The sequence below is a fragment of the Paenibacillus sp. G2S3 genome (assembly GCF_030123105.1).
Classification (GTDB): Bacteria; Bacillota; Bacilli; order Paenibacillales; family Paenibacillaceae; genus Paenibacillus_AQ.
On the sequence record NZ_CP126095.1, the window covers coordinates 1,319,644 to 1,346,621 of the forward strand.

Sequence of the window (26,978 nt, forward strand, 5' to 3'; positions counted from 1 at the left end):
TAACTATCATCGGGTTCAGCGGATTTGTCAATTTTCAGTAGTACTCAGGCCTATCGGGAGATCCGTACAAATACACCTTTTTATGGATAAAATCACACATCGTTTTGTAAGCGTTACCAACTTAAGATGGAAGGGAAGTCCATATTAGGTAGAGGGGGCACCTTTATGAAACGATTCAGGTCCGCGATGGCGGGTCTGCTCGCGATGCTGCTGATTTTCTCAAGCTTGCCTGTGATGGGAATCGGTAGCGGTTCCGTAGGAGCAGAAGGGGTTGGAGGAACAGGCGCAGGGCAAATTCCATCAGGGACGGTACTCATCAAGAATAAGTGGAAAAATAATTTTTTATATGAAACGTCTGATGGTATCGTGCGTTATGGCATGACCAATCCAGCGGACACATCATCGCATTGGACAGTGGAGACGGTAAATGGTCTGTCACGAATTAAGAATGTGAAGACGGGCCACTACATTACAATGGCTGGTAATAACGGCAAAGAGGATACGCTTAAGGTGGCAGATCTACAAGGATCAGGAAGTGTTACGGATCAATGGTTGATCGATACTTCCAATAGAAACGGATATATGATCATCCGAAGCGCAACAGTGCCAGAGAGTAAACTGGTTATCCACGAGGAGAATCAGCTTGGTTACGCGCAAGTAAGCTCGGATATCAATATTACGTTTGAGAGTCCGCAGTGGGCTTTTATTGATCTGAATTCAGTACCAGTAGCTGTAAGGCTGGAAAGCCGGATGCGTCCCGGTCAGGTAATGTATGAGGATGAAAAAGGAAATGTTCTCTACGGCAAACAGCCTTTGAAAAATGAAGCAGCCCAGTGGTATCTTGATCAGGGAACGGACGAAGGAACGTTGATGATTCGTAACCGTGAGACGGGTCATTATATTAAGCAGAATGAGCAGACTTGGGCTGGAGTTTTTTCACAAGAAATCGATATGAATAATGTAAAGCTAAGTGAGTGGTTCCAAGAGAGCGCACCAGATCCAGATGGAACAGGCTTTATTACGCTTCGTAACAGTGGTTTAACTGATAGTGGGAGTCCGTTATGGCTAAATCCACAATTCAACGATGACAATAACGTGCGCTCTAACGGCTGGCCGGGATCAGCCTCTAATCCAAGTGCGCAGTGGAGCATCGTGCCGATTTCTGAATTTAAGCCGGTAAGATTGGCTACTTATACAGATGCACAAGTAGCTACAGATTTTTTATATGAAGCTGCAGACGGCGAGCTTAAGCATGGCGTTATGGCTTCAGAGGATGCAGATTCATCCGATTATCTATGGTATGTAGAGGATTATGATGGCAATAAGCGTATCCGTAATGCGGAAACTAATCATTATATTTCATACACTGACGGCACAGCCAAGGCTGTAGAGATCAGCGAAAGTCAGCCATCGGATCAGTGGAAATTTAAAGATTCTGATGATTATGATGATTACCTGACACTAGAAAATGTTGAGAGCAAAGACATCTATATCTCTACCTTGGGTGGAGGTAATGCTGGAGCAAATGGGGATGCGACTTCCTTGAGCGCCCAGTGGCAGCTTCTAGATCCCAATACACCGACTGATGGAACCATTCCATATTATCGAATTCAAAATGGATGGAAGTCTTTTTATTGGTATGAGTCTGCTGACGGCCTCTTGAAGTATGGAAATATGCAGAAGGATGGCTCCGATCAGTGGCTCGTGGAGAAATATAATGGCCGCAAGCTATTCAAGAATAAGAAAACAGGCCATTACATTAACACAGTGAACATGCCAGATGGCCATATTCAGGTCACTGAGCTTCCTGACAGGAATAATGTGGAGCGAGAATTTATATGGATAGGCAAAAATATTGGCGACAACACATACGTAATTAGCAGTGTTCTCGACAAGGAACCAAATAAATTCCCTGAGAAGTTCATTTCACTTCAAAATCTCACTAAATACGCCGAGTATGGTGTGATCAATCCAGGCTGGGGCAGTCCACAGTGGAGATTCGTTACTGTCACAGAGAAAAAGCAGGACTTATTCCGCTTTAAGCTAGACACTGTAAATGGGGAGGATCAGTATCTTAAAGATGGTCCTTTGCTGACTTCTCCAGATGTACTAGAGAAATTGCTAGAATCTAAGACTGTCACTGAAGCTGTCTATGATTCACAGGACACTGAAGCAATGGTGCCGCAGGATAAGGTGGTGGAACCTACAATCTCTGATGCGAAAATTGCACCTCTAGCTGCTGCAAACGAGGATGTGACAGTAGGTCAGGCTACTTATGGCCCACTTGATATTAACGACGATTCCTTTGTCTGGCAGCTGCAAGAAATAGCCGGGGCCAATGGATCTGTAAAAATTAAAAATGTAGGAACAGGACGTTATCTCTCTCTGGAGCATATTGCTGGATCTGAAGGTGAAGATGATCCGGATGTTGCCGTTCAAACTCTACAGACGGTTTATGATGTATGGGGTAGCATTAAGTGGATTGTGGATATGCAGCCTTCGGGTCTGACCACCTTCAAAAGTGGATGGGCTGGCCACTATATGTATGGGGCTTCCGATGAGAATGGGAATCCGATTATTAGGATCAGTAAGGCTCCCGGTGCGGTGGATAAAAGCAGTGCACATTTTACCGTCGAAGCGGTTGAAGCGATTGCACCACCAATCCCTACTTACCCTCTAAGATTTAAGAATGCAAGCAGTGGGGAGTATTTATATGAAAATGAGCATGGAGTTGTTCTGTACGGACAGCCGTCAGCAGACAATGGATTCTCGCATTGGAATATATCTGTGCAGGATGGCAAACAGACGATCATTAACCGAGCAACCGGTCATTATTTAACAGTGAATGGGGATTATTCTTACTTGGAGAGCAGTAATGCGGAACCGGCTATAGACGGAGCATCTGCATGGGAAGTAAGCTTGGCCTCCGATTATACGAATTACACCATTCGTAGTCTCTATGGAGAGTACGACGATGAATTAATAAACATTGCGAATAAGACAGGATATGCTGAACGGGCACTCCTACTAGAGAGTGACGGCTCAGCTCAATGGAAGCTTGAAGCAGCTCCACAGGAGTTTACTACTCCGTCTGGAGAACTGCGCAACAACAATACAACAACTCCAGTTCAGAACGATACCAACATTATAACCATCGTACCGAAAGGGCTGACTGGCAAAGTATTGGCAGAAAAAGAAGGTGCACTCGTATATGCGGAAGCTTCCGATACGGCTGCTCACTCTCAGTGGATCGTCCAGGATATAAATGGACGTAAACGCATAATGAATGTTCAGACGAAGCAATATCTTTCTTTAAATGAAGGGGATCAAGTCGTCTTGTTATCTTCCGGGGAAACAGAACGTTCCCAGTGGACGCTGGAAGAGAAGTTAGGCTATAAGCTCTTGCTAAGTGCCGATAGAACGGGCTTTCTTACTCACAGTGCAGCGGCGGTTCAACTTGGTTCTGCTGTGGGAACCAATAGCGTTCTTTGGAGCTTCTTGCCTATCCCTACAGATGCGATTTATGCAGGAGGGGAAGCATTTCAAGGCGATCATGTTATACGATTTGCAGTCAATGCCCAGCATGCCGGAGAATATGATGCTGTTGTTCGTTACAAGAACACTTCCAGCGCTGTTACAGATCTGTTGCTTGAGGTGAATGGCTTGAAGGAAGCGGCTAATGTTAATGTTGCTCAGTCCTCCTCTTGGAAGACTGAACAGGTAAAGCTGAAGCTGCGTCCAGGGATCAACACGGTTTCTCTAAGTAACGACAACATCGATTGGGGTAAAGTAAGCATTGATAGCCTGACAGTAAAAAATAGTGTGAACAAAGTTTACCGCGGAGCCACGGTTCCTTACATCAGCTATGAAGCTGAGGATGCAGTGACTAACGGAACACTAATCGGTCCTTCGCGGAAATATCGCACTATGGCTTCCGAGGCTTCTGGACGACAAGCCGTCGCCTTGAAGAATACTGGGGACTATGTAGAGTTCAAGCTTGCAGAAGCAGCTAATTCTATTGTTCTTCGCTATTCCATTCCAGACAGTCCGGATGGTGCTGGTGCTGAAGAAACTTTGACTCTATATGTAGATGGAGTTAAGAAACAGCTTAAGCTGACTTCAAAATACGCTTGGGAATATGGCAGCTACCCATGGTCAAATGATCCTAAACAAGGTAGTGGACATCGCTTCTTTGATGAAATTCATGCTCTGATTGGCGATGCTCCTGCTGGAGCAACCATTCGTTTAGAGAAGGGAACAGGAGACCAGGCCACTTCATACGTCATCGACTTGGTGGATATGGAGCAGGTAGCGCCTGAGTTAACTCGCCATGATGGATTTATTTCCGTAACGGATTTTGGAGCAGTAGCAAATGATGAGGGAGATGATACCGCAGCCTTGAAGGCAGCGCTTGTCGAAGCGAATGCTAAAGGTAAAGGTGTTTGGTTCCCGGCAGGTAACTTTAATGTTGGAGATGGTCTGCTGGATCTGGATACGGCTGAAATCCGTGGTGCCGGCATGTGGTATACCGTTCTGAATGGAGCCAAATTCTACGGCCACGGCGGCAAGGTTGGTGTATACGATCTATTGATTGAAGGTGGTATTAATGTACGGGACGATGAGGCATTCACGAATGCTTTCCATGGTGCTTTTGGCCAAGGCTCAATCATTCAAAATGTATGGATTGAACATACCAAAGCAGGCTTGTGGTTAACACAGCCTATTGGTGAGAAGGCTCGTACGAATGGTCTGTATATGGCAGGTCTTCGAATCCGTAATCTGATGGCGGATGGAATTAACTTTGCCGTAGGTACTGGCAACAGCATGATGGAACAAAGTGACATCCGCTATCCAGGGGATGATGGTATTGCGATGTGGTCGTTCACAGATGCCAAATTGAATGATGTGAATGGTACGGAACGGACACTGAGCTATAACAATACGGCACGTTTTAATAACGTCTCACTGCCATGGTTGGCCGATAACATTGTGGTCTTCGGTGGTAAGGATAATAAAGTTCAAGATAACGTGGTAAAAGACACTGTGACTAACGGAGCTGGGATCGCTGTATCTACCCGTTTCTCCGCAGAGCCGTTCCAAGGAACGACTATCGTTGAGCGGAATACTTTGCTTCGCACAGGTAGTTATGATTCAGGTTATGGCGTGAACCTCGGTGCGTTATGGCTGTACGCTGGTGAGAGCGACCTAAAAGGAAAAGTACTCATCCGTAACAATACGGCGCTCGACAGCACCTATTCTGGCCTGATTGCCCACGGTAATCTGAATATGGATGGCGTGGTTCTCACGAATAACGTGATTGACGGAGCGGGCACAAGCGGGATTGAGGTTACGAAGGAGCTGAAAGGAAATCTGCTCGTAGATAATCTTATCATTCGCGGTGAACGGATGAAACTGCTGTCAAACCCATCTTCCGAATTTAGTATCCTTGAAAAAAACCAAGGAATAGCTACAGCAGTTAAGCCTTTCTCCATTAAGCTAGCAGATGGACAGAGTGGACCTGTTGTACTGGAACAAGGAAAGTCAGCTACCCTTCAGGTGTTAGACAAAGAAGGGGTGGAGATTACTTCACAAGCTACACTTGTGCTTACGAACAGTGATATTGCTACTTTTACAAACGGCAGTCTGCATGGGCTTAAAGCGGGAAGTACAGACTTTACAGTAACTGTAGGCAATGATAAAAGGGTGTATACAGTTGAGGTGGTAGCATCTAATGGTGGGACAGATCCTGTGGATCCGACGGATCCAACGAGTACACCAAGTCCAACAACTACTCCTAGCCCAACGAGTACACCTAGCCCAACGGATTCGACTGACCCAACGAGCACACCAGCACCAACGAGTACTATTGATCCGGCGGGGTCAGTAAATCCTGTTGCACCTGTCGCTACACCAATGCCTACACCAGCTGCTAATTATGATGCGCAGCTAAAAGCTAAGACTACTGCTGGAGTGGCTGTGATCGAGATTTCAGCTAACGGAGATGGCATAGCTCGCTTTAGCGCTGACGCCTTACGCAATGCGGCAGCACTTAGTCCAAATGCTGTGCTTGTCATTGGAAGCGGCGATATGAGCTATCGATTCCCGTTAGGACTCGTGGAGAGAGTGCTGAAAGCTGCGCAAATGCCAGCAGGCACGCTAGAGTTTCAGCTAAGTCCGCTAAGCGGAAAAGGATTGGAACAACTGCTTGCCAAGGCTAAGCAGCAAGGCTTTATTGTACAAGGAACTCCGGCCAGTATCACCTTGAAGGTCACAGATGGCAAAACCACTGTACCTGCTAATGGTTTCGGTACTACGTATGTAGAGCGAACATTTATGATTAAGGAAGTACTGGATGCGAAGACGGGAGTAGTTCTTATTTACGATGAGCAGACGGGTTCCTTCCGTTATGTACCTGCATTGTTCGAGCCTGTAAATGGGATGACCAAGGTTACTGTTAAGAGCAGTAATGCGAGCGGTGTATTCGTTGCAGCACTGCACCCTGTGTCTTTTGGAGATATTTCTTCACACTGGGCAAAGAATGAGATCGAAATGCTTGCCAGTCGATTGATCTTGACCGGACAATCCACAGATAATTTTGCACCACAGAAATCTGTCAGCCGTGCCGAGTTCGCAGCTATGCTGATTCGTTCGTTGGGTCTAGTCGCTGAGAACACAACAAAGACTTTCAGTGATGTGTCCGATTTATCATGGTATGCTGCAGATGCTAGAGCCGCAGCAGCCTTAGGATTGGTTCAAGGCTATGAGGATGGAGCCTTCCGTCCGAACGCCCCTATTACACGGGAGCAAATGGCTGTTATGGCAGCTAGAGCACTGAAGCTGTTGAACCTTGGAGCTGGAGAATCTGGAGTTAACCCTGCGACAGATGCATTCACAGATTCGTCTACTATCTCTTCTTGGGCTAAAGAGGCTGTGAATGTCTTAACAGCAAAAGGAATCATGAAAGGGCAATCTGCAGGCAGCTTTGCATCTGGCAGTGATACTAGCCGTGCAGAAGCAGCTGTGATCCTAACAAGATTACTTAAAGCCGCCGGATTACTGAATTAAATTTCGTCATAGAAGCTACAACATTCTACTAAAAGAGCAGCGATTCTCCGGTAATTGGAGAATCGCTGCTCTGCGTTTTTTTAGGGTGCCTGCTTGCCAGAAGCGCTTATAACTAGGTGGAAGCTGATCAGCTATTAGAACGAGTCTCAACTACTGTCCACCAATTATAGCTGCAACAACTTTACCACTGAGTATCTCGTTTGCTGAGGCTTCCGGACCCAGATGACGCTAATTGCAATTTTTTAGCCTGTTGAGCAGAGTTTCGGACTCCAGTGAAGCTATTCCTTCGAAAATGGCTCATATTTGGTGTTTTTCAAGCTAATAGAGGCTATGAGGTCCGTTTAGCATGCGAAATGAGCGATTATGCTGCGTATAAGGTCAAGTGGGTCCGATAGCGGGCTCATAGGCGATACAGCCTTATTTAAGCTTCCCCATCGACAAATTGACTCTGTAATTTCCGAACTTTAGCAGCTCGTCGAGAAAGATATTCAAATCCTCTTGGCTTCCGGCACGAACGCGTATCCAATAGCAGCCTTCTCCACTGACCCGATGCATTTCTTTTACGCTGTCATGCTGCTTTGCAAATGTCTGAAAGGCTGGATGGATCGTATTTGAACCCAGAAAAACAGTGATAAAGGCATGAATAGGCTCCCCAACCTTATTTGGATTCCAGCGGACAGTGTAGCCTTCAATCACTCCGGTGTCCTGCATTTTGCGAATACGCGCGCCCACAGCTTGACCTGTCATATGCACTTGCTGCCCAATGTCTCTGTGACTGATCGTGGAATCTTCAATAAGAAGCTGTAGGATGTGAAAATCCACATCATCTATGGAATAAGAACTCATCATTATCTAAAATCCTTTCTGCGTGAAAGTAGAACAGGCCAATCTCTTTCTAATCTCAATGTATTCTGTTTCAAGGTCCAACTATAATTAATTGTAGCAGAAGATATCTGAAAGAAAGAAGGGCTTACGATGAAAATACAGCATATTCGCAACGCGACCCTGTGGATGGAGTATGGGGGAAGTACATTTTTGATTGATCCTATGTTGAGTGAGCAGGGTGCTAATCCTCCTATTTTTAATACGGAAAATGACCGTCGGAATCCGCTTGTATCGTTACCGGGAACAGTAGACAAATGGCTGAATCCTAATGCAATAATAGTCACGCATCTTCATCCAGATCATTGGGATGACGCTGCCATTTCCTTGCTGCCGCATAATCTACCGTTATTTTGTCAGGAGGGGGATAGGGATACCCTAGTAGAGCAGGGATTTGAGAATGTCTCAGAAATCACCGATAAGCTGACATTCCAAGGAGTAACTATAACACGTACTGGTGGACAGCATGGAACCGGAGAGATTGGCAAGCTTATGGGGAAGGTATCCGGGTTTGTCTTTCAGGCGGAAAATGAACCAGTTGTGTATTTGGCAGGAGACACGATTTGGTGTGATGAGGTGAAGATTGCACTCGATGCATTTAAACCTGAGGTAACGATCATTAATGCTGGTGGAGCGCAGTTTTTAACTGGAGGTCATATCACAATGAATGAGCAGGATGTCGTAGACTTATGCGAATATGCTTCTTCTACTAAGGTGATCGCTGTACACATGGACGCCATCAACCATTGCCTTGTTACCAGGGATAAGCTAAGAGCTCACTTGGAGAAGGAGGAGCTACAGGATCGAGTACAGCTTCCGCAAGACGCGGAATGGTGTTACGTATAAAATAAGGGGGGGAAACCCCTCTTAAATCTACCTACAGGCAGAAATAATGCATGAATTTGAAAACGATCACAAAAATTATTTTACCTGCTTGACTAGACCTTGAAATCATGATAAATTAATTCATGTTCACTTCTAATTTACTTCTAATGTTCCCTGATAGCTCAGTTGGTAGAGCACTCGACTGTTAATCGAGTTGTCACAGGTTCGAGTCCTGTTCGGGGAGCCATTTTTATGGAGAGATACCCAAGTGGCTATAAGGGGACCCTCTGCTAAGGGGTTAGACTGCGTAAGCGGTGCGTGGGTTCGAATCCCACTCTCTCCGTTCTGAATTACATAAGAAGAGCTTCCATTATGGGAGCTCTTTTTTTGTTGTGTGAATTTATTTTTCGGTTGCTATATGCGATTAGTTTGGACATATGAAAGCGAGGAAAAGAAGGGCAGTTCTGAGAAATGATCAATTCAATATTTTGGAAGGGGAATGGAGTGGAGGGATCGAATGTTTATTTGATAAGTGTGAAGAGTTTAAAGGAGGGAGCATGAAAACTATAAATCAAATACAAACAAAACCGTCAAGCCGATATGATAGTTTTGATCCGGATCAAGAAGGGAATAAAAATACTATTTTTGCCGACGTAATAATTGATGGTAGGTCTCTTTACCAAATGTTAAAAAAATATGATATGGTTCCTTCCCTCGGGTGGGGTAGTGAAGAGCATCAAACGAAAGTGATTAATTATTTTTTGTTAAACGAAATGCATGAATATTTGTACTACAGATACCCAATATTAGTCTGTCCCTGGTGTGGCGATGAAGAATGTGGCTTTATATCAGTATTTATTGAGAGAGAAGAAGAGCTTATTATATGGAGAGATTTCAAATTAGAATCCGGTAATAAAGCTATTGATATAGGCCCTTTTTGCTTTAAATGGGATGAATACGAAAAAGTTATTAGAGAGACATTTGGAACTGCGGGGATTCAATGAAGTGATCTTATGTTTTTCAGGGAATTCTTTGAAAGTATATAAAGGTCTTTAGTTCATTTGAAGAATCACTGACATCTAATAACACAGCATTCACGCTGTGGAAGCTAACGCCATTCGGTTTGCATTACCTGAAGCGAGGGACCGAAACATTATTTACAATTGGAGATAATCATTAAACAGTCTTTGATAATTTTTGTGGGAAGGACGAAAAGAGGTGTTCTTTTTTGGACGAACGAGAAGTTAGTTATGTAACTTATACTCAGAAACATCGAGATATCATAATTACTGGAGCAACTGCTATCAACGATTTTTTGAATAATAAAGATATCTCTGAAAAAAGGAGTCTATTATTTTGTTTGGACATGTACTTGGATCCATATTTCGGCTATGAATTGTCTTATTTTGATGAAATTATCTTTCTCCTAGAAAAGCACCTACTCTTTGATCATTGTAAAGAAATCAAACAAGATATTCTACAATTACTAAATGACTACTCAAAAAATAAGTTGGATTATTTAGCCGATTATATAGAAGAAATTGAATTTGAACTTCTTGCAGATGCAATATATGCATTGAGTAATACTTTTAATAAAGAATATATCCCGGTTTTTATTATGTTTGAAAATCACCAAAATCAAAATGTAAGTGATACTGCAAAAAATGCACTAATAGAGCTCTCAAAAAAACAACTGTGAGAGTGTCTTTTGCAACTGTTGCAATGAGAATAGAGAAGAAATACCGGAGGCCAAATGATACAAGGGATTTTTGAATATATTGATAATAAATTTCCGAATTTCGAGAGTGATATACATATTAGATTTGATTTAGGTGAACCATTCCGAAATGGATCAAAACGAAGAATTAAACAAGTAAACAAAAGAGTGGTAACAATATTTGAAGAAACATTTAATCAAAATGATTTTATTTATGTCCTTATCAAAGATTGGGGTGACCAAAATGATCCTATGTTTGGAAATACAACACCTAAATATATTTACAAGCTAATGAATGGACAGATAATTGAAGAGAGAACATTATTCGAAGTAGATGAAGATGAAGATGAGGATGATGAGGGAAAAAGATTAGAAATTAAACATGAATATCAGGTTAAAGTATCTGCAGGGTTAGTCTCTACTTTTCCATACATAGAAATACTTGAAGGTATTAGTCACTATGAGCAAGGGAGAGAACCTTCAATAGGTCAAAGTGTATATTTTATTAGTAAAGATAAGGATATTATTTTTTATATGTATGATGATAGAGGATGTATCATTCATGCCAGTTCTAAAGATCAATTAAGACCTCTTTATTTTAAATATAATGATTGGATAGTGAATTATCATAGAGAGTATTTTGATAATTTATTCAAGGAAGTATAATCATTTGGTTAACACCATATGTTCAATGCGTTGAGGAATATCTGGACGGATCAATTACCTATAAGGGATATCTAATAATACCTATGAGTCTCCTTGAATTACAATTAAATAGTTTGGAAAATAGAATAGAGTTTAACCACTCAGAAACGTTAGTCGAAATGTTAGAGATAAACCATCAGGAGGAACTTATGTCGATTAATCCTAAGATATTTTATAGCACAAATGAAGAAACAGATTACGTCAGAAAAAAACTTATTGAATTTAACTCTAAACAAGTACCAAACGGCATTTATGAGGAGATAAATTTATGCTTGAAGGATGATAACGGAGATATTGTTGCCGGTATCAACAGTGCGATATGTTGGAATTGGATGGAAATTGGTATTTTGTGGGTGGATGATAACTATCGTAGTCAAGGTTACGGGAAAAGATTATTGGAAGAAGCAGAGAAAATTGCCAGAGCAAAGAAATGTACTTTTATCAAATTAGATACATTCAGTTTTCAAGCGCCCGAATTTTATAAGAAATATGGATATAAAGTAATTGCAACTATCGAAGATGCTCCGCTTGGAAGTAAACACTTTTACTACAAGAAGGATCTTAGCTATGATTAAGGTGGCTTGAGGAAGGCATAAACCTAAAATCAAAGGAGAGAAACAACTGTGGAGCTTTTTAAACAAATACCCTTGTATAGATTTTTGGCATTATGTAATGAAAGTGGCATGGAAAAGACCATATTAGATTGTGGGGCAGGAGGGGATACGCCTCCACTAAGTTTGTTTGCGAATTATGGATACGCTACATACGGAATAGAGATGAATGTTGAGCAATTGAACAGAGCTAATCAGTTCGCAGCAGAAAGAGGGCAGAATTTAAACATACTCCAGGGCGACATGAGAGAGTTGGCAATAAGCGATGAGTCGATGAGTTTTGTGTATTCATATAACTCTATTTTTCATATGAGAAAACAGGATGTGAAAGAAGCAATAAATGAATTGAAACGGGTGCTAAAACCTGGTGGATTATTATTTGTTAATTTTTTAACCCTTAAGGATTTTCGAGTCGGCGACGGAGTGGATTTGGGAGGAAATCAGTATGAACAAATGGAAGACGACGAATTAGTAATACACTCTTACTATGATTATCATGAAGCGGATTCTATGTTTGATGATATGCAATTAATATATAAAGAAGATCGAGTGCTTGAAAGAAAGTTTGAAGGCGAATGGATACGACAAGGATTTATCGATTACATATATAAAAAATAGTGGTATTTATGCCGCCAAAAGGAATTTGACCGTATAAATACCACTTGCCTCATTAAGTCTAGATTTTTGATAGTTGTTTTATAGAGTCTTCCGTTTTTGCACAGGTACCCACACTTCAACTATGGCGTCTGTTGGATTTCCATTAAGCAAAACTTCTGCAATTGGTGCTCCAGAATATTCATATTCGTAAGCCTCGGTTAAAAGTGAGCCAAACGCCTGATCTTCCAACTTATCAAATGCTAAGCGCGATAACCCACCACTGCCTGTTAAAACTAAATATTCACTTTCTGGGAAAATAACTTCATCCGCATGTTCAGGTAGAGGCTGAGAAGATTGAACACCTGCGTAATAATAGACGTATCCGTTCTCCTCAGCTACTGCAGCGAAACCATAAGGACTTTCGGCAAGGGGACGAAGGCTAGCGATTTTTCCGTTACCAATCAGACTCTTGAAAAAAGTAGTCTTTTGGCTTGAAAACTGTGGAGAGTGAATGGTTGTCCGCTCGTCTAAAGCTGTTTTAAAACCGATAACACGAAAGGGTTGCTTCTTTTCAAGCTTAAAATTACTCATTTTTGTAATGCCTCCTAATAGGTGAATTCTGAATACGTATTAAGCATAATCTATCAACTGTGACATCTATATGGCATACTTGCGTGGGAGGTAGGGTATGAAAATTGATCGCTTAATTACCTTGATTATGATTTTGTTGGAGCGTGAGGTGGTTAGTGCACGAGAATTGGCCGAACGTTTGGAAGTGAGCAGAAGAACTATTTATCGTGATATTGATACACTGACCTTTGCCGGGTTGCCTGTTTTTACGCATCAGGGCGCAATGGGCGGGGTTGGATTGATGAAATCCTATAAAATGGACAAGCTGTTATTTACCCATCATGATATAGAAATATTGTTGACCAGTTTAAACAGCTACAGACAGTTATTTGGCCATAAGAGATTTGTGCATGTTGTGGAGAAGCTGAATGCTATCCCTCACGAGAGTGGTGCTGATCTTACTAAAGGGCGATTTGCAGTAGATTTATCGTTAAATCAAGGGAATGAATCGCTGCGGAATTTGCTGAGCTTTATTGAGAATTCTTTTAGTTTAAACTTTTTTTGAAAAAGGGCTTGTCAAAATTCTTGTCGTTTGATATACTCATTTTTGTTGTCACGTTAAGACAACCTTGCTAAGGCCCGTTGGTCAAGGGGTTAAGACACCTCCCTTTCACGGAGGTAACATGGGTTCGAATCCCATACGGGTCATATTATGCGGTAGTGGTGGAATGGCAGACACGCTATCTTGAGGGGGTAGTGGGTGTATACCCGTGGAGGTTCGAGTCCTCTCTACCGCATACAAAATAAAAAGTAAGAAATCCTTTGCTTCGCAGAGGTTTTCTTACTTTTTTTTATAAGGTTAGACAAGTTAATTAGTTCTTAAAGGCTCTGGCATATTGGGGATAGAGCTGCCTGACACAGTCTGGGCAAATATCATGGGTGAATTGCAGAGAAAGCTGATGCTTTAAAAAATGCTCAATGGTGATCCATTCATCCTTAGAGTTTCGAATGGACTTACAGGAAGCGCAGATAGGGATTAACGCTTGTGTTGATTGACATGTCGAACAGATGCTTGTGGGCCCTGACAGCTGAGGTCCTTCTTTAAATGCGCCCAAATCATATAGAGAAATTATAAAAGCATTGTTTAAGTAATCATCTGAGAGAAGAGGATAGATCTCCAAACGAAAGATACGGCTCCCTTTATTGGTGGTTTGTATGGAGAACTCAGAGGTATAAATCTGATACTCTCTGCGGAGTATAATTTTCACCGAATCATAAAGCTTGGCCCATTGATCGGAATCGATGATCACATCTTGCATAAGATCCGAATAATAAGCTCCAATCCATTGTTTGTTAGGGGAGAGGCCGTATTCATGACTAAATGCCTTCCACTTTCTGTTGGTGAACTGGATAACTCCTTGGCCGTTGATGACCACCGCATTGTGCGGTAGATATTCAAGTGAATGGATAATGGAAGATGATAAGCACTTTAACAAAAGACACCGCTCCCTCCTAGAGATCCTTCAGGATGATAAGCTTAAAGGGGGTCAGACGGCATTACATCAGACACTTGTCACCTGAGTCGCCTCTTATCGTCACTCTAGCCATATGATATAATCGGATAATACATAGTAACACCAATTATATACTTTTTTGCGTTATTTTGCAATAGGAAATTACTTAAATAAGTCTTTTTTTATTTTTTTGTGAAGGGCGGTTTACGGATGCAGACCATATACGAACGTATAGAGTACTTAATTAAGCAAAAAGGTCTCACCAAGAAATCATTCTGTGAGCAGTTAAATATAAGCACAGGTAATATGGGAGATTGGAAGCGGGGCAAGTCTACTCCGGGAACACATAAATTAATTGAGATCGGCGCTTTTTTTCATGTAAGTCTGGATTGGCTTATTTTAGGTAGAAATACGTCTGAAATATTGAAAGAGAGCAATGAGGACTATGATTTCGGAGATGTGAAGTTGAATGAAGGTCGAGTGGATGAATTGCGTCCAGAGGAAAAGGAATTCATTAAAGAATACCTAGCATTCACTGAATATCGTAAGCAGAAATGGGTCGACGAAAATTCTTGAATCAACGCCTTTACATTTTGGGGAAGTACATTTATAATAATGAATGTTGACCTCAAACAAAGTTTTATGTTTTATCTCACCGCGCGGTAGTGGTGGAATGGCAGACACGCTATCTTGAGGGGGTAGTGGGTGTATACCCGTGGAGGTTCGAGTCCTCTCTACCGCATACAGAATGACGAAAGAAGCCTTGCGATGCAAGGTTTCTTTTTTTATGCTTAACAAGTAATCGGGAAGCCCTACTTACTCGTATATTGGATAATGACAAAAAGGATACTGACCGCATATCACCTAGTAGGCTGAGTGATGTGACCAGTATCCTTTTTCAAAATTTCTTATTGAATGGATTATTTCAGAAGCTTGGAGATATAGGATTCGATCTGCTGAGGCGTAGTTTTAGGAGCAAAACGCTTAATTACACGGCCTTCTTGATCCACCAGGAACTTGGTGAAGTTCCATTTCACGCTTTTTGAGCCCAGAACACCAGGTGCTTCCTTAGATAAGTATTTGAATAATGGGTGTGCTTCATCGCCTTTTACATCAATCTTCTCGAACATTGGAAAGGTTACTCCATAATTAATTTCGCAGTATTCTGCAATTTCATCACTTTCGCCAGGCTCCTGGCCAGCAAACTGATTGCTTGGGAAGCCAAGCACTTCGAATCCGCGATCCTTAAATTTCTCGTACACTTCCTGAAGTCCTTTATACTGAGGCGTAAACCCGCATTTGCTAGCTGTATTCACAACAAGGAGTACTTTACCTTTGTACTTGGACAATGATTCTTCTGCACCCCGAAGAGTGTTGACCTCAAAATCATAAATACTCATGGATGCCACCTCCTTTGTAATTCCTAATTTTAATTTATCGCAATTTAATTGTACACCATTTATGATGGGGAGCCAAATAAGAAAATTCTACAAATCATTAACGCCTATTCGGTTTATCAAATCACAGGGATTTGAATGATCATAAATTAAATGTATCTGTATATATTTTATGGAAATAATGACTGAATAAAGGCGTTGAACATAAAAGAGCAATAAATAGCCTCCGTGTTAGGCGTCTTTGGTTGACATCACCCTCAAAATTCTTTAATATGTCTAAGTATCTGAGAATATGTTGCGTGTGCAATTTACAACCAAAAATTTAAATAATGGGTGATGAAGATGTCTTACAGACCGAATATTACGAATGTGACCAAAGCCAGCAGCAACGATAAGGAAGGATTGTACGAGTTCATTATCAAGCTTGCTGATGGAACGGAGTGCCGTGCGTTTTATAATCGGGTTCCGGAATGGAAAATGACGAACATCAGCCGCCTGCTTAAAACTCCATGTCCAATTTGCCGCAAAGATTTCATCTGTAAATGCATGGAGGCATTCACTGCTGATTTCGAAGGACAAATGATCGGCGATCAATGGATTGAAAAGGCAATTGCTGAATAATTAAAGAACGGTACATGTTGGCGCGGGATTTCTATCCCGCGTTTTTGTTTACCCAAAATATGCGATACACTTAACTTTATCAGGGAGGGGGAACTATGAACGAGGAGCTGAACATTATGCAAAATAAATCCATTGTGTTGATCGATGGGGTGTGTCATCTTTGCCAAGGTTTGATTCGTTTCATCATCCCGCGTGATCCCAAGGCTAAATTTCTATTCGCGCCTTTACAAAGTGAAATAGCCGCTAAGTTAATGAGTGAGGCTGGACTTCAACCTGGGCAGTTGAACACAGTTGTATTACTGGAAAATGGTGCTTATTATACAGAGTCGGCTGCTGTACTACGAATTGCACGTAGATTGAGATGGCCTTGGCCTGCTGCGTATATCTTCATTATAGTGCCGCGCCCAATACGGAATACCCTTTACCGCTATGTTGCAAGGAATCGTTACCGTTGGTTCGGGCGTGATGAGCAGTGTCTACTCCCAACACCGGAGATCAAACAAAGATTTTTGTAATCCGGGATTTGGCTAGATGTTATAATGTAACCATAATTTGGTATGGTTAAGGACATTGTAGCGAGGGGTGAAGGGATGGCGCGAAAGGTAGGTTTTTATCTTTTAATTCTTATGCTAGTTTCTTTAGGTACAATGGGGACGGTATCCGCAGATTCTAAGCTCAAGGTTATGGTTAATAATTCGAGTCTGAATTACGGTGTTCAAATCGTTTCCGGACAGACGATGGTTCCGCTGAAGGCTTTTGAGAGCTTCAAGAATACTTCTATTCAGTGGGAAGCCCGTACAAAGCAAGTGACGATCGTTAGAGACTCCATGAAGATTAAGCTTGCTGTGGGTTCTCGAACGGCGTGGAAGAACTCGGAATCTGTGCAACTGGATGCACCTGCTAGAATCATGGATGGAAGAGTTACGGTACCGCTGAGATTTATTGCGGAAGCTCTTGGAGCTAGAGTAACTGTAGACGCTGCTACGAATACTGTTTGGGTTCAAGAACGTGCAAATGCGAAGCTTGTGCAGAATTATAATAGTAACGACTTGGTAGTTTCCCGCATTGCTGCTTTACAATTCCCGGTTGAAGAAAGAGAACCATCTCAATTAACGGGTGATAATGAAGCGTTGTCTATGTCGTATTATTTTCCTGAAGGCAGATCTGATGGATATTTCATAATCTATGGGCATTTTGTATCGTATTATGAGATTAAAGACAACATTAGAACAGTCGTATGGGAAGCCGATTTGGATAATTCGAAAGAGGCTAATAAAACGGATTTTACCGCGATATTCGGACATCCCATTGCAAAGGAATATGGTAAAGCTCCTGTTTTAGCACCATCCTATGCCTATTATTATACGAGTGTATGGGGAAGTCAGATTATTTGCGGAATCGTTAATGTGGATGGAACGACTAAAGTTTCAGGTAAGTCGCTGAACTGGGAGGGTAACAAGCCCTTTATCGTGGCTATTCCCGGCGAGACCAAGCTTTAAGCGCTCTACAAGTCATATAAAATATGGAGATGAATTATGAATAAAGGGAAGCCCAAGGGATTTATGCGTTTTGATTGGCCTTATCATTTTGTTACGATGCCGCTTGCGCTAATTTTGTTTGTGTGGTCGGCGATTTATGCTGTTCAAGAGATACGTGATGATGGTGCTTTAACGGTGCCATTGCTGTTATTCGGTATGTCCTTATGCTTACTTTTTGCAATTACAAGAATTCGTATATATGCGACAAAAAATCAGGACCGCGTGGTGAGAGTGGAAGAGCAGTTCCGCTATTTCCGCCTGACAGGCGAAGCTTTGAACCCAGAGCTTGAATTATCCCAAATTATAGCGCTTCGCTATGCGGGTGATGATGAGTTTCCAGCACTGTGTCAGCGAGCGGTGAAGGAGAAGCTCAATCCTGCTGATATTCGGTCTGCCATTAAGAACTGGCGTGAAGATAAGATGAGAGTATAGTATCCAGCTAGTGTGCGAAAAAACTTATTGCTGCCTTCATATATATATGCTACTATAGCTGTAAATTAAAGGAATAGTAACGGAAGCACCGTTCAATTACCGTATCCACGGTTATTGTCGGTGCTTTTTTTGCTGTCTTTTTTTGAGTGAATAATGGATTTCTTCTTATCGAAAGGAGCGTGGTTTCATGGCGGCAAGGATTGTGCTCGCAGTGCGTGAAAGTCAATATATCGAACCATTGCTGCACTATCTGCATCATAGCGAGTATGGAGAAATGCTGCGTATTACGGCTTTTAGCCGGATGGATGCTTTTATCGAGTTTATGAGGGGAGAGGACATCCCGGATGCTGTTGTAGGGGACTCTTCTTTCATCGAGACTTGGCTAGTAGAGGGAAGAAACACGGTTCCATGGGCAGTCCTAAGTGAGGATGGGGGTTATCTCGGTAAGAGTGCTAAGAGTCTGGGAGGTGGAATAATGATTGCCAAATATCAGGCGCTTCCTTCCCTTCTGGGAGCATTCCTCCAGTTATGTGAAGTCCAAAGAGGTAGAGGATCTTCTGTGCTAGATGAAACGCTGTTGCTGGGGGTTGTCTCTTCTAGCGGCAACATGGGCAAAACCACGATAGCTCTGAATATGGCTAAGCAGCTTGGTGAGATGGGCCTTTCGGTGTTTTATCTGAACCTTGAAAGTGTAGACAGCAGTGGGTTGTTTCTTCGAATCCCTGCAGGTCATACGCCTGGATTAGAGCGGCTACTCTATGAAATAAAGGCCAGTCGAGGCAAGGAAGAAACAGATAAGATTGAATTAGGACAATACTTCATTAGATATGATCACCTCCGAACTGCTGCTTTCAAGCCAGTTATTAATGTGAAGGAAATGCTGCAGATGACTATGCAAGATACGCTGGATTTGTTAGAGCGGTTGGTTGCGGAGAGAAACTTTGACGTTGTTATTGTGGATACCGGAAGCATCGAGGAAGAACGTGCGAAGGCTGTGCTGCAGAGAAGTGGGATTCTACTGTGGGTCCTGAAAAATGATGATGTAAGCATGTATAAGACTATGAGATGGCTGTCGCATTGCATGGCTCCTAACTCAGACATGCCACCCCATGTGATGGACAAGAGTAAATTTGTAGTAAATTTTGCGGTGGATAGTTTAGAAGAGTGGGTGCCTCCTGAAGGAATTGCCATTGAAGGCGTATGCCCCTTTATCCCATCATGGACACTGCAACACCGTGAGGAGCTCTTTTTGAATTCTCCGCAATTTCAGCGGGAAATCTTGCAGTTGTGTAAGCGGATTGTAGAGCCAGCGCTCCCATTAGTTTTTACCGGGAAGAACTTGCATGAATGAGGAGATGTTCAGGGCTCTACGTAGTGAGATTCGTGCAGGACTTGATGTAACTTCTGCAGTAGGGAACCGTGAACTTACCGGCTATATTGAACGAACGATTTTAGGAAGTGAAAGTCTCCGTTACTTAACGGCACAGGAAAAGCATGAGCTAGTGAAGAGGTTGTTTGATTCTTTCCGAGGATTGGATGTACTTCAGCCACTAGTGGATAATCCGGCGATCACGGAGATTATGATCAACAGTCATACTGAGATTTTTATAGAAGAGGAGGGGCAGATTCGTCGTCTTCCTTTGGAATTCGAGTCCAGTAGCAGGCTGGAGGACATTATCCAAACGGTTGTATCCGGTGTTAACAGGGTAGTAAATGACTCCTCTCCTATCGTTGATGCTCGGCTGAAGGATGGATCCCGTGTGAACATTGTACTTCCGCCAGTCTCGCTGAAAGGACCAGCGATGACCATACGTAAATTCCCGGAGAAGCCGATGACGATGAATGAATTGGTGAGGCGTGAAGCCTTGAGTCAGGAAGCAGCAGAGCTACTGCAAATCTTAGTAGCTGCTAAATACAACATTTTTATAAGCGGGGGAACTGGCTCGGGGAAGACCACCTTTCTAAATGCGTTATCTCAGTTTATCCCTTCACAGGAGAGGGTCATCACGATAGAGGATTCCGCTGAGCTACAGATTATAACTGTACCTAATCTTGTTTCATTGGAGACTAGGAACGCGAATACGGAAGGTAGAGGGGAGATTTCCATTCGAGATTTGATTCGTTCCTCACTGCGGATGAGACCCAATCGAATTGTTGTGGGTGAGGTACGGGGAGCAGAATGCCTCGATATGCTACAGGCGATGAATACTGGGCACGATGGTTCGTTATCAACGGGTCACTCCAACAGCGCGCACGATATGGTCAGTAGACTGGAGACGATGGTACTTAGCGCTGCGGATCTGCCGGTAACGGTTGTTCGTCAGCAAATCTCATCGGCGATTGATATTTTCGTACACTTGTCCAGGCTCCGTGATCGTTCTAGGCGAGTGATGGAAATTAGTGAGGTTGCGGGCCTGAAAGATGGAGAAGTGGTCTTGAACCCTCTATATGAATTTCAGGAGTCCGATGAGCGAGAGGGACGGGTACAAGGGGGGCTAGTTTCTTGTGGAAATCCGCTAATGCATACAGCAAAGCTTAGAATGGCTGGTGTAACCTCCTACCCGTTACCACAGCATGGATTCTGAATTCTTAAAGGGGGAAGAGGTAGTGTTTAAGATTAACTTTGCTGCTGAAAAGCCTAAGGAAGCTGATTCCGGAGGCCATTCATTATTGCCGGATTATACGGTATACGAGTTGACCTTGTTACAGAAAATTCTGGCATTTACCGTAGGTAGTCTGCTGCTGTTTGGAGTGGGATATCTTTTTTATCATCATTGGATACTGTCGTTATTACTTATGCCAGGTGGAGTTTATGCACCTCGTATGCTGCGTAATTATTTGCTGAAAAGACGCCGAAGTGTGCTCAATTTACAGTTTAAACAGACGTTATTTTCATTGTCTTCCTCGCTCTCAGCTGGGCGTTCGGTCGAGAATGCTTTTCGGGAAGCGGTTCAGGACCTATGTATGCTCGACCCTGAGGGGGGCGGCGATATGATCTCGGAGCTAAATATTATCTGTGCGCGCATGGAATACGGTCAGCCAGTGGAGGAAGCGCTTCGGGATTTCAGTGAAAGAGCCGGAATGGAAGATATCGAGAGGTTCGCTGACGTGTTCTCTGTATGTAAACGTACAGGTGGCGATCTTGTTGAAGTAGTACGTCGTACGTCTACGATTATAGGGGAGAAGCTGGATATTCAGCAGGATATTGCTGTAAGCATTTCACAGAAGAAATTCGAAGCGAAAGCGCTGTTAATATCTCCACTAATTATGGTGATCTTTATGAGTTTGACTGCAGGAGACTATATGCAGCCTATGTACACAGGAGCGGGTATAGCGATATCAACGCTTGCACTTGTAGCTTTGTTTTTATGTTACCTCTGGACTACTAAAATAATGGATATTCCGCTGTGAAGGGGATGAAATCATGCGATGGCTATGTGCAGTAGTCACTATATTTTTACTTGTCGTCTGGGCTCTGTTACGAATTCAATGCGGAAAAAGATATGCCGAATTAAGAGGACTTCCTATGGAAGGATTACGTCTTCGAAAGCTGGGTGAACCGCTGTTACTGCTCATTGAAAAAAGCGGCCTCGCCAGCCGTTTTCCATCGTTGATGTTCAGGATTCAGCGTTCTCTGCAGCGAAGTTATGGGATGCGTTACAGCGCAGAGCGGACCCTGCTATTTATGGGTGAGATGCTTAGTTACAGTTGGCTGTTGCTTGTGGGTGGAAGTTTGATCACAGGGTTTAGTGGCGATCAGACAGGTCTGATTCTAGGTCTTTTCTTGGGGTTAGCTCTACCAGCTGCTATGGTCAGTGATTTACATAAAAAGGTGAGGGTGAGAGAGCAAAATATTATGCTCGAGCTACCAGAGCTCCTGAACAGTATTGTACTGCTGGTGGGAGCAGGTGAGACCGTGCAGCGGGCGATTATCCGCTGTGTGGAGAGCCACCGAGGTGATGTTAATCACCCACTGTATAAAGAACTTAGGATCATGACCAGTGAATGGGAAGGAGGATATTCATTTCAGCAGGCATTCGAGAATTTTAGCAAGAGGTGCGCCGTGCAGGAGGTATCGTTGTTCACGACGACGGTTCTTCTGAATTACCGCAGAGGTGGAGCGGATTTTGTGTTATCGCTGCGCGACTTATCGCGGATGCTGTGGGATAAACGGAAAGCTATCAGCCGAACGCGAGGGGAGCAAGCATCCTCCAAGCTAGTCTTTCCGATGGTAGTTATCTTTCTAATAGTAATTGTACTGGTGGGATCGCCAGCATTCATGATGTTAAAAATGTAGGAGGGTGAAGCTAATGATGACGACAATGTTGGGTAGTGTGAAGAGTTTTTGGAAGGACGAGGAAGGCCTGGGGACACTGGAAATGATTCTGATTATTGCTGTGTTGATTGCGGTCGTTCTTTTGTTTAAGGACAAAATTCAGGAGGTAGTGGAGGCTTTGATTAAAACTGCGGGAGAAAAGAGCCAGGAAGTATTCGAGTGAATAAGCTTAAGGACGATCGAGGTAGCTTTACTATTGAAGCTTCAATTCTACTACCAATGGTCATGTGTATTACAATGCTTCTTCTGTTCTTCTGTTTGTATAGCTACCAGAAGTCCATGCTCCTGCAAGTGGCCTCAGGGGCTACTGAGCGTGCGGCTTACAATTGGGACAACAGTCATAAAGAGGTTACTGGCTCCTATGCTGCTGGTGAGTATGACTCCCTTTATTGGAGAATTGGAGACGATGCTTTGCTTGCCTCATTATTCGGCGGAGAAGCTGGAAGTGGTGGCGCGACAATAGAGCTACCTGGTGAAGTGCCAGATGAAAGTGATCTACCAGTGCTTAAACTCAGACATTCATCTTCTATGATTCCGAATAATATGCCGGGAAATATGAACTACGTATACACGCTTACCGGACGGAAAGTAACCGCTGAATTAAATCGTCTACTGCACTTACCTGTACTTGATGAAGTTTTGTCTGATGAGGCAAAGCCAACTGTAAAAACTCAAGCTATCATCGCTGAGCCTGTTGAGTTTATCCGTACGGTCGACCTGATGCGTTACTTCGGGGCTAAGTTCAAGGGAGGCTCAGAGGGTACAAGTGGGTCTGGAGTCCGCATGGAGAAGAAGGATGCATCCGCGATGATGACCAAGCTTCAGGATAAGTGAATATTTCCTTGCTAGTGGATCTTGTATCTATTGAAGGTAGGGATAAGGAGGGAGGTTTTGATGAGGAGCATCTTTACCAGTTGCCTTGTTAGCGGTAAGAGTCGAAAGAAACAGAGGCAGGGTAACGGCAAAACGGAAGGTTCAGTCTCAATTTTTTTAATCATGGTACTGGCTTTCGTCTTTCTATTTACCGCTGTGCTGATTGACTATGCGCGGATTGCTGCCTTCAATGTACAGGAGGAACGTCTAGCGAGGACTAGCGTTCGCTCTGTAATGTCATCCTACGATATTGAGCTACGAGAAAAGTATGGTTTATTCGCCTTTGGAGAGAGTGACGGGGATATGCTGCTGTCTCAGGTACTCAATGATAATATGCATAAAAGTGGTAGGAGTGACGCGTTCAATCTTGTACCCTTCGCATTGGAATCGTCATCTTTGGAATGGAGCAGACCGTTGGGTAGTTATGATGTTGTGAGTCGACAAATATTGGAAGAGATGAAGTATAAGGCACCGATAGACTTCGCTTTGGAGCTGGCAGGTAAATTCAAGCCGATTTCAGGAGTAATGGCAGAGGCCTCACGGGCTACTGAATTACTCAGTAAGCTACAGCCGTTATATGACGAGCGAGAAGAGGCTTTGGATCTTATGTTAGAGCGGAGAAGCCAGGCTGCGGAGAGTGGAAGAGGGTTACTTCAATGGATTATGAATCCGCCTGCAGAGTCCATTTCTGCCAGTTCGCTCGGAAGTATGCAATCGGCCGCGGATATTTCAGCACAGTATAGTGACTATCTTGGGAAATATTACGATGATCTTTATCGTGATAGTAAAAAGCCTGCAAAGTACACTTATCAATTGTCTCTCTACCGGAGTCGAACGAATGAGATGTTATCGAGGTATCCTGGCTTATTAACAGCTTTTCGTGAAGATCATGAAAGATCAATGGAGGGAGCGAAAGAAGCGTTAAAGAAGGCACAGCAATTGAATGACGAGATGAGAAATGTATTGGAACAGTCGCGAATGGAGGGGATGGATCTATCAAATGATCCTGCGAATGACTGGGATATTCCGGCGAGCTCAGGAGAGATAAGCTCAGAACCGCTTAAAAAGCTGCGTGAGCAGGAAGATGCACTGATTCTCTCTTCAACTGATCTAAGTCAGATGGAGGATAGTATATCCATGCAGCAAAGCGCTTGCGAGGCCATTGAACCGATCGTAGTAGGAATGTCGGGTGTGCTGTATGAAGCTTTGAGTGAGTATGGTGACTCCTATCAAATGATCTCTTCTGTTCTTGAAGCTTCGCGCGTAGTGAATAACTATCTACAGAATTACGGTAAGAAGGGAAGTATTATCGTTAGTGATTTGGCTTTAATCGAACAGCACCGTAGCTCGGATAAAGAGCGTAAGCAATTGGAGAGAGAAGCAAAATCGAAGCTGGGTGAAGCGAAAGCATTGCTTGATAAGATTCGAACGATGGGTAACGGAGTGACAGATTCTCTGAAAAGCTATGATACACTTCGTCAATATTACGAGGAGAATATTGCTTTTAATAAGGAATTAGTATCAGATCCACTTGTTAAATCTGAAGTCAGCACTAACCCGTATACTGCTGGGAGTTCGGCGATGGAGGATATGGACGGAATCTATGCAGCGATGGGTGGCATTATGGGAGGGGCTAGAGATAGACTTTTTCAAACGGAGTATTCTGCTCTTTATTTTCAACATTTTGATGTTTCCAAGTTAGCTACTCTAGCACAAGGTTCTGAGGGCACAGCCGAACTTACAGACCAGCTAAATCCTCAAGCGCAAGAGCTGGAATACATTCTTTATGGATTTCATAATCCTGCTGGAAATGTTGCCGCAGCGTATGCTGAAATATTCGCCATGCGGCTGTCTATTCGAACGATGGAAGGTTTTATTGAGAAGGCAAGCTTAGGAAATCCATTGGCTGTTCTGGCTGCGGCACTATTATATGGCATTCAGCAAGCTATTCAGGATATGTTGCTACTCTGTGAGAAAGATTCCATACCACTGTCCAAATATTTGCCAGCCCAGCTGACTTATCGCGATCATTTGCGTCTGTTTATGATGATGCATGGAAGCGGTAATGTTCAGTTATCTCGGATGCTGGCTCTCATTCGATTGAACACAGGAATAAATCCAGATGAAAAAAACACGTATGTATCATCGAACATTAAGCTCGGAATGCGGCTATGGTTTCTGCCAGGTGTAGTGAAGTTGTTGGATTATAGCGCTGGGTATTCTGGAGAAGTGCAAGGCAGTACATATATGAGGGCAGTGCAGGCTGATTTTTCATATTAGCAGGAGGTTGGTAAGGATATGGGGTACGGGTACTGGATTAGGGGGAAGACGAAGGAAGAAGGCAGCATGGTAGTAGAAGCGGCGATGGTTCTTCCGATCTTCTTACTGTTTGTTCTGTTCCTAATTTCTATTGTACAGATGACCTTGTATTCGACAGCCTTACAAAGCACAGCATCCGATACTGTGAAATCTATTTCAACGCATATTTATCCGGCAGCTTTGGCGGTGCAGAAATGGGGGGCAACAATTGAAACTGGTGCAGATCCAGTGAAGGACGGAACGGATCTATCCACTGGCAATCAAGCTGAATCGAATTGGACGATTCCTCGCTTGTCACTTACAGATTGGGGCAGTAGTTATGCAATGTCATTACCTAAGCCGCTGAATGAGTGGGTCATGTCGGCTTTAGAGAAGGGCGAGGGACCTCTGCAGAAGCTACAGGCTGAGACCTCTGAAAGTGTACTGGATCTAGCCATTAAGCCCTTATTGAAGCCGTATCTATCATCAGACTTACTGGATTATGATCGAATTCATGTATCCAACATTATCGTGCCTGAGTTAAAGAAGAGTACCCGACCTTACTTTGGATTGGTTGTTAGTTATGAACTGCCGATGAAGGTGCCCTTTCTTAACCAACGCATTGTACTTGAGGCAAGTGCTGTTGAACGTCTTTGGATCGGGGATACAGGAGAGGGTACAAATAAGGGCAATGATGGCACTGGCCAACCAGAGGATTTTATTAAGATTTTGGAGAAACCGAATCCAGCTGTAGCCAATAAGCAAGGCAAAGTTCGTGCTAAAATTCCGCCGAATGCTTCCGCTAGCTTATCCGTTTTTTATAAAAGCGGGGGAAGTACTGCTAAATATTTAGGCTGGAAACAAGCGGATGCGGACGGATATATCGAGTGGGAGTGGAAAATTGGTGTGAATACCACACCGGGCTCGTGGCCATTTGTAATTCAGCTTGATGACGGTAGATCTATTGAGGTCATGTTCACAGTAGTGAAATGAGTGA

Annotated in this window: 25 protein-coding genes and 5 tRNA genes; 26 read left to right on the plus strand and 4 right to left on the minus strand. The window is 43.2% G+C overall.

Annotated elements, in window-relative coordinates:
* Positions 1 to 165 precede the first annotated feature (165 nt).
* Positions 166 to 7,065, plus strand: a complete 6,900-nt coding sequence (locus QNH28_RS05825; protein WP_283910563.1) for an S-layer homology domain-containing protein — start codon at positions 166 to 168, stop codon at positions 7,063 to 7,065.
* 417 nt (positions 7,066 to 7,482) lie between these two features.
* Here the strand turns inward: QNH28_RS05825 and QNH28_RS05830 are convergent, their stop codons facing one another.
* A complete protein-coding gene (locus QNH28_RS05830) occupies positions 7,483 to 7,914 on the minus strand; it encodes an Lrp/AsnC family transcriptional regulator (RefSeq protein WP_283910564.1) in 432 nt (143 codons plus the stop codon).
* Positions 7,915 to 8,040: 126 nt separating this feature from the next.
* On the opposite strand from QNH28_RS05830, the gene QNH28_RS05835 reads away from it, so the two are divergent.
* The 8 genes from QNH28_RS05835 (at position 8,041) to QNH28_RS05870 (ending at position 12,423) form a co-directional block, all read left to right on the plus strand.
* Positions 8,041 to 8,793, plus strand: coding sequence for an MBL fold metallo-hydrolase (locus QNH28_RS05835; RefSeq protein WP_283910565.1), 753 nt, complete (start codon positions 8,041 to 8,043; stop codon positions 8,791 to 8,793).
* Positions 8,794 to 8,943: 150 nt separating this feature from the next.
* A tRNA-Asn gene (locus QNH28_RS05840) sits at positions 8,944 to 9,019 on the plus strand.
* A 7-nt stretch (positions 9,020 to 9,026) separates the two neighbouring features.
* Positions 9,027 to 9,115 (plus strand) — tRNA-Ser (locus tag QNH28_RS05845).
* 214 nt (positions 9,116 to 9,329) lie between these two features.
* Positions 9,330 to 9,776 (plus strand): oxidoreductase, encoded by a 447-nt coding sequence (locus tag QNH28_RS05850; protein WP_283912062.1) that lies wholly within the window; start codon positions 9,330 to 9,332, stop codon positions 9,774 to 9,776.
* A 224-nt stretch (positions 9,777 to 10,000) separates the two neighbouring features.
* Positions 10,001 to 10,471, plus strand: a complete 471-nt coding sequence (locus tag QNH28_RS05855; RefSeq protein WP_283910566.1) for a hypothetical protein — start codon at positions 10,001 to 10,003, stop codon at positions 10,469 to 10,471.
* A gap of 54 nt (positions 10,472 to 10,525) precedes the next feature.
* Positions 10,526 to 11,155: a DUF3885 domain-containing protein gene (locus tag QNH28_RS05860; protein ID WP_283910567.1), complete on the plus strand. Its 630-nt coding sequence runs from the start codon at positions 10,526 to 10,528 to the stop codon at positions 11,153 to 11,155.
* Between the two features lie 188 nt (positions 11,156 to 11,343).
* Positions 11,344 to 11,769: a GNAT family N-acetyltransferase gene (locus QNH28_RS05865; protein WP_283912063.1), complete on the plus strand. Its 426-nt coding sequence runs from the start codon at positions 11,344 to 11,346 to the stop codon at positions 11,767 to 11,769.
* A gap of 48 nt (positions 11,770 to 11,817) precedes the next feature.
* Positions 11,818 to 12,423 (plus strand): class I SAM-dependent methyltransferase, encoded by a 606-nt coding sequence (locus tag QNH28_RS05870; protein ID WP_283910568.1) that lies wholly within the window; start codon positions 11,818 to 11,820, stop codon positions 12,421 to 12,423.
* Positions 12,424 to 12,501: 78 nt separating this feature from the next.
* Here QNH28_RS05870 and QNH28_RS05875 read toward each other — a convergent pair whose 3' ends face one another.
* Positions 12,502 to 12,993, minus strand: coding sequence for an effector binding domain-containing protein (locus QNH28_RS05875; RefSeq protein ID WP_283910569.1), 492 nt, complete (start codon positions 12,991 to 12,993; stop codon positions 12,502 to 12,504).
* A gap of 97 nt (positions 12,994 to 13,090) precedes the next feature.
* Between QNH28_RS05875 and QNH28_RS05880 the strand changes: the two genes are divergently transcribed.
* The 3 genes from QNH28_RS05880 (at position 13,091) to QNH28_RS05890 (ending at position 13,769) form a co-directional block, all read left to right on the plus strand.
* A complete protein-coding gene (locus tag QNH28_RS05880; RefSeq protein WP_283910570.1) occupies positions 13,091 to 13,537 on the plus strand; it encodes a helix-turn-helix transcriptional regulator in 447 nt (148 codons plus the stop codon).
* Positions 13,538 to 13,608: 71 nt separating this feature from the next.
* A tRNA-Glu gene (locus QNH28_RS05885) sits at positions 13,609 to 13,680 on the plus strand.
* Positions 13,681 to 13,686: 6 nt separating this feature from the next.
* Positions 13,687 to 13,769 (plus strand) — tRNA-Leu (locus QNH28_RS05890).
* Between the two features lie 75 nt (positions 13,770 to 13,844).
* On the opposite strand, the gene QNH28_RS05895 is transcribed toward QNH28_RS05890, so the two are convergent.
* On the minus strand, positions 13,845 to 14,468 hold the full coding sequence (locus tag QNH28_RS05895; protein WP_283910571.1) for a nitrogen regulation protein NR(II): 624 nt from the start codon (positions 14,466 to 14,468) through the stop codon (positions 13,845 to 13,847).
* 228 nt (positions 14,469 to 14,696) lie between these two features.
* Between QNH28_RS05895 and QNH28_RS05900 the strand changes: the two genes are divergently transcribed.
* A complete protein-coding gene (locus tag QNH28_RS05900) occupies positions 14,697 to 15,062 on the plus strand; it encodes a helix-turn-helix domain-containing protein (RefSeq protein ID WP_283910572.1) in 366 nt (121 codons plus the stop codon).
* Positions 15,063 to 15,145: 83 nt separating this feature from the next.
* A tRNA-Leu gene (locus QNH28_RS05905) sits at positions 15,146 to 15,228 on the plus strand.
* Positions 15,229 to 15,406: 178 nt separating this feature from the next.
* Here QNH28_RS05905 and QNH28_RS05910 read toward each other — a convergent pair.
* A complete protein-coding gene (locus QNH28_RS05910; RefSeq protein WP_283910573.1) occupies positions 15,407 to 15,886 on the minus strand; it encodes a glutathione peroxidase in 480 nt (159 codons plus the stop codon).
* Positions 15,887 to 16,225: 339 nt separating this feature from the next.
* Between QNH28_RS05910 and QNH28_RS05915 the strand changes: the two genes are divergently transcribed.
* The 12 genes from QNH28_RS05915 (at position 16,226) to QNH28_RS05970 (ending at position 26,974) form a co-directional block, all read left to right on the plus strand.
* Positions 16,226 to 16,504: a hypothetical protein gene (locus QNH28_RS05915; RefSeq protein WP_149645199.1), complete on the plus strand. Its 279-nt coding sequence runs from the start codon at positions 16,226 to 16,228 to the stop codon at positions 16,502 to 16,504.
* A 95-nt stretch (positions 16,505 to 16,599) separates the two neighbouring features.
* Complete coding sequence (locus QNH28_RS05920) at positions 16,600 to 17,019, plus strand: thiol-disulfide oxidoreductase DCC family protein (RefSeq protein ID WP_283910574.1); 420 nt, start codon at positions 16,600 to 16,602, stop codon at positions 17,017 to 17,019.
* A 75-nt stretch (positions 17,020 to 17,094) separates the two neighbouring features.
* Positions 17,095 to 18,003: a copper amine oxidase N-terminal domain-containing protein gene (locus QNH28_RS05925; RefSeq protein WP_283910575.1), complete on the plus strand. Its 909-nt coding sequence runs from the start codon at positions 17,095 to 17,097 to the stop codon at positions 18,001 to 18,003.
* 36 nt (positions 18,004 to 18,039) lie between these two features.
* Positions 18,040 to 18,474 carry a DUF6526 family protein gene (locus QNH28_RS05930; RefSeq protein ID WP_283910576.1) on the plus strand — a complete coding sequence of 145 codons (435 nt, stop codon included), beginning with the start codon at positions 18,040 to 18,042 and terminating at the stop codon, positions 18,472 to 18,474.
* Positions 18,475 to 18,661: 187 nt separating this feature from the next.
* Positions 18,662 to 19,825, plus strand: coding sequence for a P-loop NTPase family protein (locus QNH28_RS05935; protein WP_283910577.1), 1,164 nt, complete (start codon positions 18,662 to 18,664; stop codon positions 19,823 to 19,825).
* Entirely contained in the window at positions 19,818 to 21,059 is a 1,242-nt protein-coding gene (locus QNH28_RS05940) for a TadA family conjugal transfer-associated ATPase (RefSeq protein WP_283910578.1), read from the plus strand. Before QNH28_RS05935 ends, QNH28_RS05940 begins: the two co-directional genes overlap by 8 nt.
* Before the next feature lie 22 nt (positions 21,060 to 21,081).
* Positions 21,082 to 21,885, plus strand: a complete 804-nt coding sequence (locus QNH28_RS05945; RefSeq protein ID WP_283910579.1) for a type II secretion system F family protein — start codon at positions 21,082 to 21,084, stop codon at positions 21,883 to 21,885.
* A 10-nt stretch (positions 21,886 to 21,895) separates the two neighbouring features.
* Positions 21,896 to 22,771 carry a type II secretion system F family protein gene (locus QNH28_RS05950; protein WP_481858378.1) on the plus strand — a complete coding sequence of 292 codons (876 nt, stop codon included), beginning with the start codon at positions 21,896 to 21,898 and terminating at the stop codon, positions 22,769 to 22,771.
* 13 nt (positions 22,772 to 22,784) lie between these two features.
* Positions 22,785 to 22,973 (plus strand): Flp1 family type IVb pilin, encoded by a 189-nt coding sequence (locus tag QNH28_RS05955; RefSeq protein ID WP_149645191.1) that lies wholly within the window; start codon positions 22,785 to 22,787, stop codon positions 22,971 to 22,973.
* The gene (locus tag QNH28_RS05960; RefSeq protein ID WP_283910581.1) at positions 22,970 to 23,644 is read left to right on the plus strand and encodes a TadE/TadG family type IV pilus assembly protein; all 675 of its coding nucleotides are present in this window, start codon (positions 22,970 to 22,972) and stop codon (positions 23,642 to 23,644) included. The genes QNH28_RS05955 and QNH28_RS05960 overlap by 4 nt, the downstream gene beginning before the upstream one ends.
* A 60-nt stretch (positions 23,645 to 23,704) precedes the next feature.
* Positions 23,705 to 25,963 (plus strand): hypothetical protein, encoded by a 2,259-nt coding sequence (locus QNH28_RS05965; protein WP_283910582.1) that lies wholly within the window; start codon positions 23,705 to 23,707, stop codon positions 25,961 to 25,963.
* 18 nt (positions 25,964 to 25,981) lie between these two features.
* Positions 25,982 to 26,974, plus strand: coding sequence for a TadE/TadG family type IV pilus assembly protein (locus QNH28_RS05970; RefSeq protein ID WP_283910583.1), 993 nt, complete (start codon positions 25,982 to 25,984; stop codon positions 26,972 to 26,974).
* Positions 26,975 to 26,978: the final 4 nt, after the last annotated feature.

Excerpts from the sequence above, each read along its gene's own strand:
- QNH28_RS05955 (WP_149645191.1), top strand. The coding sequence starts at position 22,785 with ATGATGACGACAATGTTGGGTAGTGTGAAGAGTTTTTGGAAGGACGAG.
- QNH28_RS05925 (WP_283910575.1), top strand. The coding sequence starts at position 17,095 with ATGGCGCGAAAGGTAGGTTTTTATCTTTTAATTCTTATGCTAGTTTCT.
- QNH28_RS05910 (WP_283910573.1), bottom strand. The coding sequence starts at position 15,886 with ATGAGTATTTATGATTTTGAGGTCAACACTCTTCGGGGTGCAGAAGAA.
- QNH28_RS05860 (WP_283910567.1), top strand. The coding sequence starts at position 10,526 with ATGATACAAGGGATTTTTGAATATATTGATAATAAATTTCCGAATTTC.
- QNH28_RS05835 (WP_283910565.1), top strand. The coding sequence starts at position 8,041 with ATGAAAATACAGCATATTCGCAACGCGACCCTGTGGATGGAGTATGGG.
- QNH28_RS05900 (WP_283910572.1), top strand. The coding sequence starts at position 14,697 with ATGCAGACCATATACGAACGTATAGAGTACTTAATTAAGCAAAAAGGT.
- QNH28_RS05915 (WP_149645199.1), top strand. The coding sequence starts at position 16,226 with ATGTCTTACAGACCGAATATTACGAATGTGACCAAAGCCAGCAGCAAC.
- QNH28_RS05930 (WP_283910576.1), top strand. The coding sequence starts at position 18,040 with ATGAATAAAGGGAAGCCCAAGGGATTTATGCGTTTTGATTGGCCTTAT.
- QNH28_RS05940 (WP_283910578.1), top strand. The coding sequence starts at position 19,818 with ATGAATGAGGAGATGTTCAGGGCTCTACGTAGTGAGATTCGTGCAGGA.
- QNH28_RS05880 (WP_283910570.1), top strand. The coding sequence starts at position 13,091 with ATGAAAATTGATCGCTTAATTACCTTGATTATGATTTTGTTGGAGCGT.
- QNH28_RS05830 (WP_283910564.1), bottom strand. The coding sequence starts at position 7,914 with ATGATGAGTTCTTATTCCATAGATGATGTGGATTTTCACATCCTACAG.
- QNH28_RS05935 (WP_283910577.1), top strand. The coding sequence starts at position 18,662 with ATGGCGGCAAGGATTGTGCTCGCAGTGCGTGAAAGTCAATATATCGAA.
- QNH28_RS05875 (WP_283910569.1), bottom strand. The coding sequence starts at position 12,993 with ATGAGTAATTTTAAGCTTGAAAAGAAGCAACCCTTTCGTGTTATCGGT.
- QNH28_RS05965 (WP_283910582.1), top strand. The coding sequence starts at position 23,705 with ATGAGGAGCATCTTTACCAGTTGCCTTGTTAGCGGTAAGAGTCGAAAG.
- QNH28_RS05850 (WP_283912062.1), top strand. The coding sequence starts at position 9,330 with ATGAAAACTATAAATCAAATACAAACAAAACCGTCAAGCCGATATGAT.
- QNH28_RS05970 (WP_283910583.1), top strand. The coding sequence starts at position 25,982 with ATGGGGTACGGGTACTGGATTAGGGGGAAGACGAAGGAAGAAGGCAGC.
- QNH28_RS05865 (WP_283912063.1), top strand. The coding sequence starts at position 11,344 with ATGTCGATTAATCCTAAGATATTTTATAGCACAAATGAAGAAACAGAT.
- QNH28_RS05825 (WP_283910563.1), top strand. The coding sequence starts at position 166 with ATGAAACGATTCAGGTCCGCGATGGCGGGTCTGCTCGCGATGCTGCTG.
- QNH28_RS05920 (WP_283910574.1), top strand. The coding sequence starts at position 16,600 with ATGAACGAGGAGCTGAACATTATGCAAAATAAATCCATTGTGTTGATC.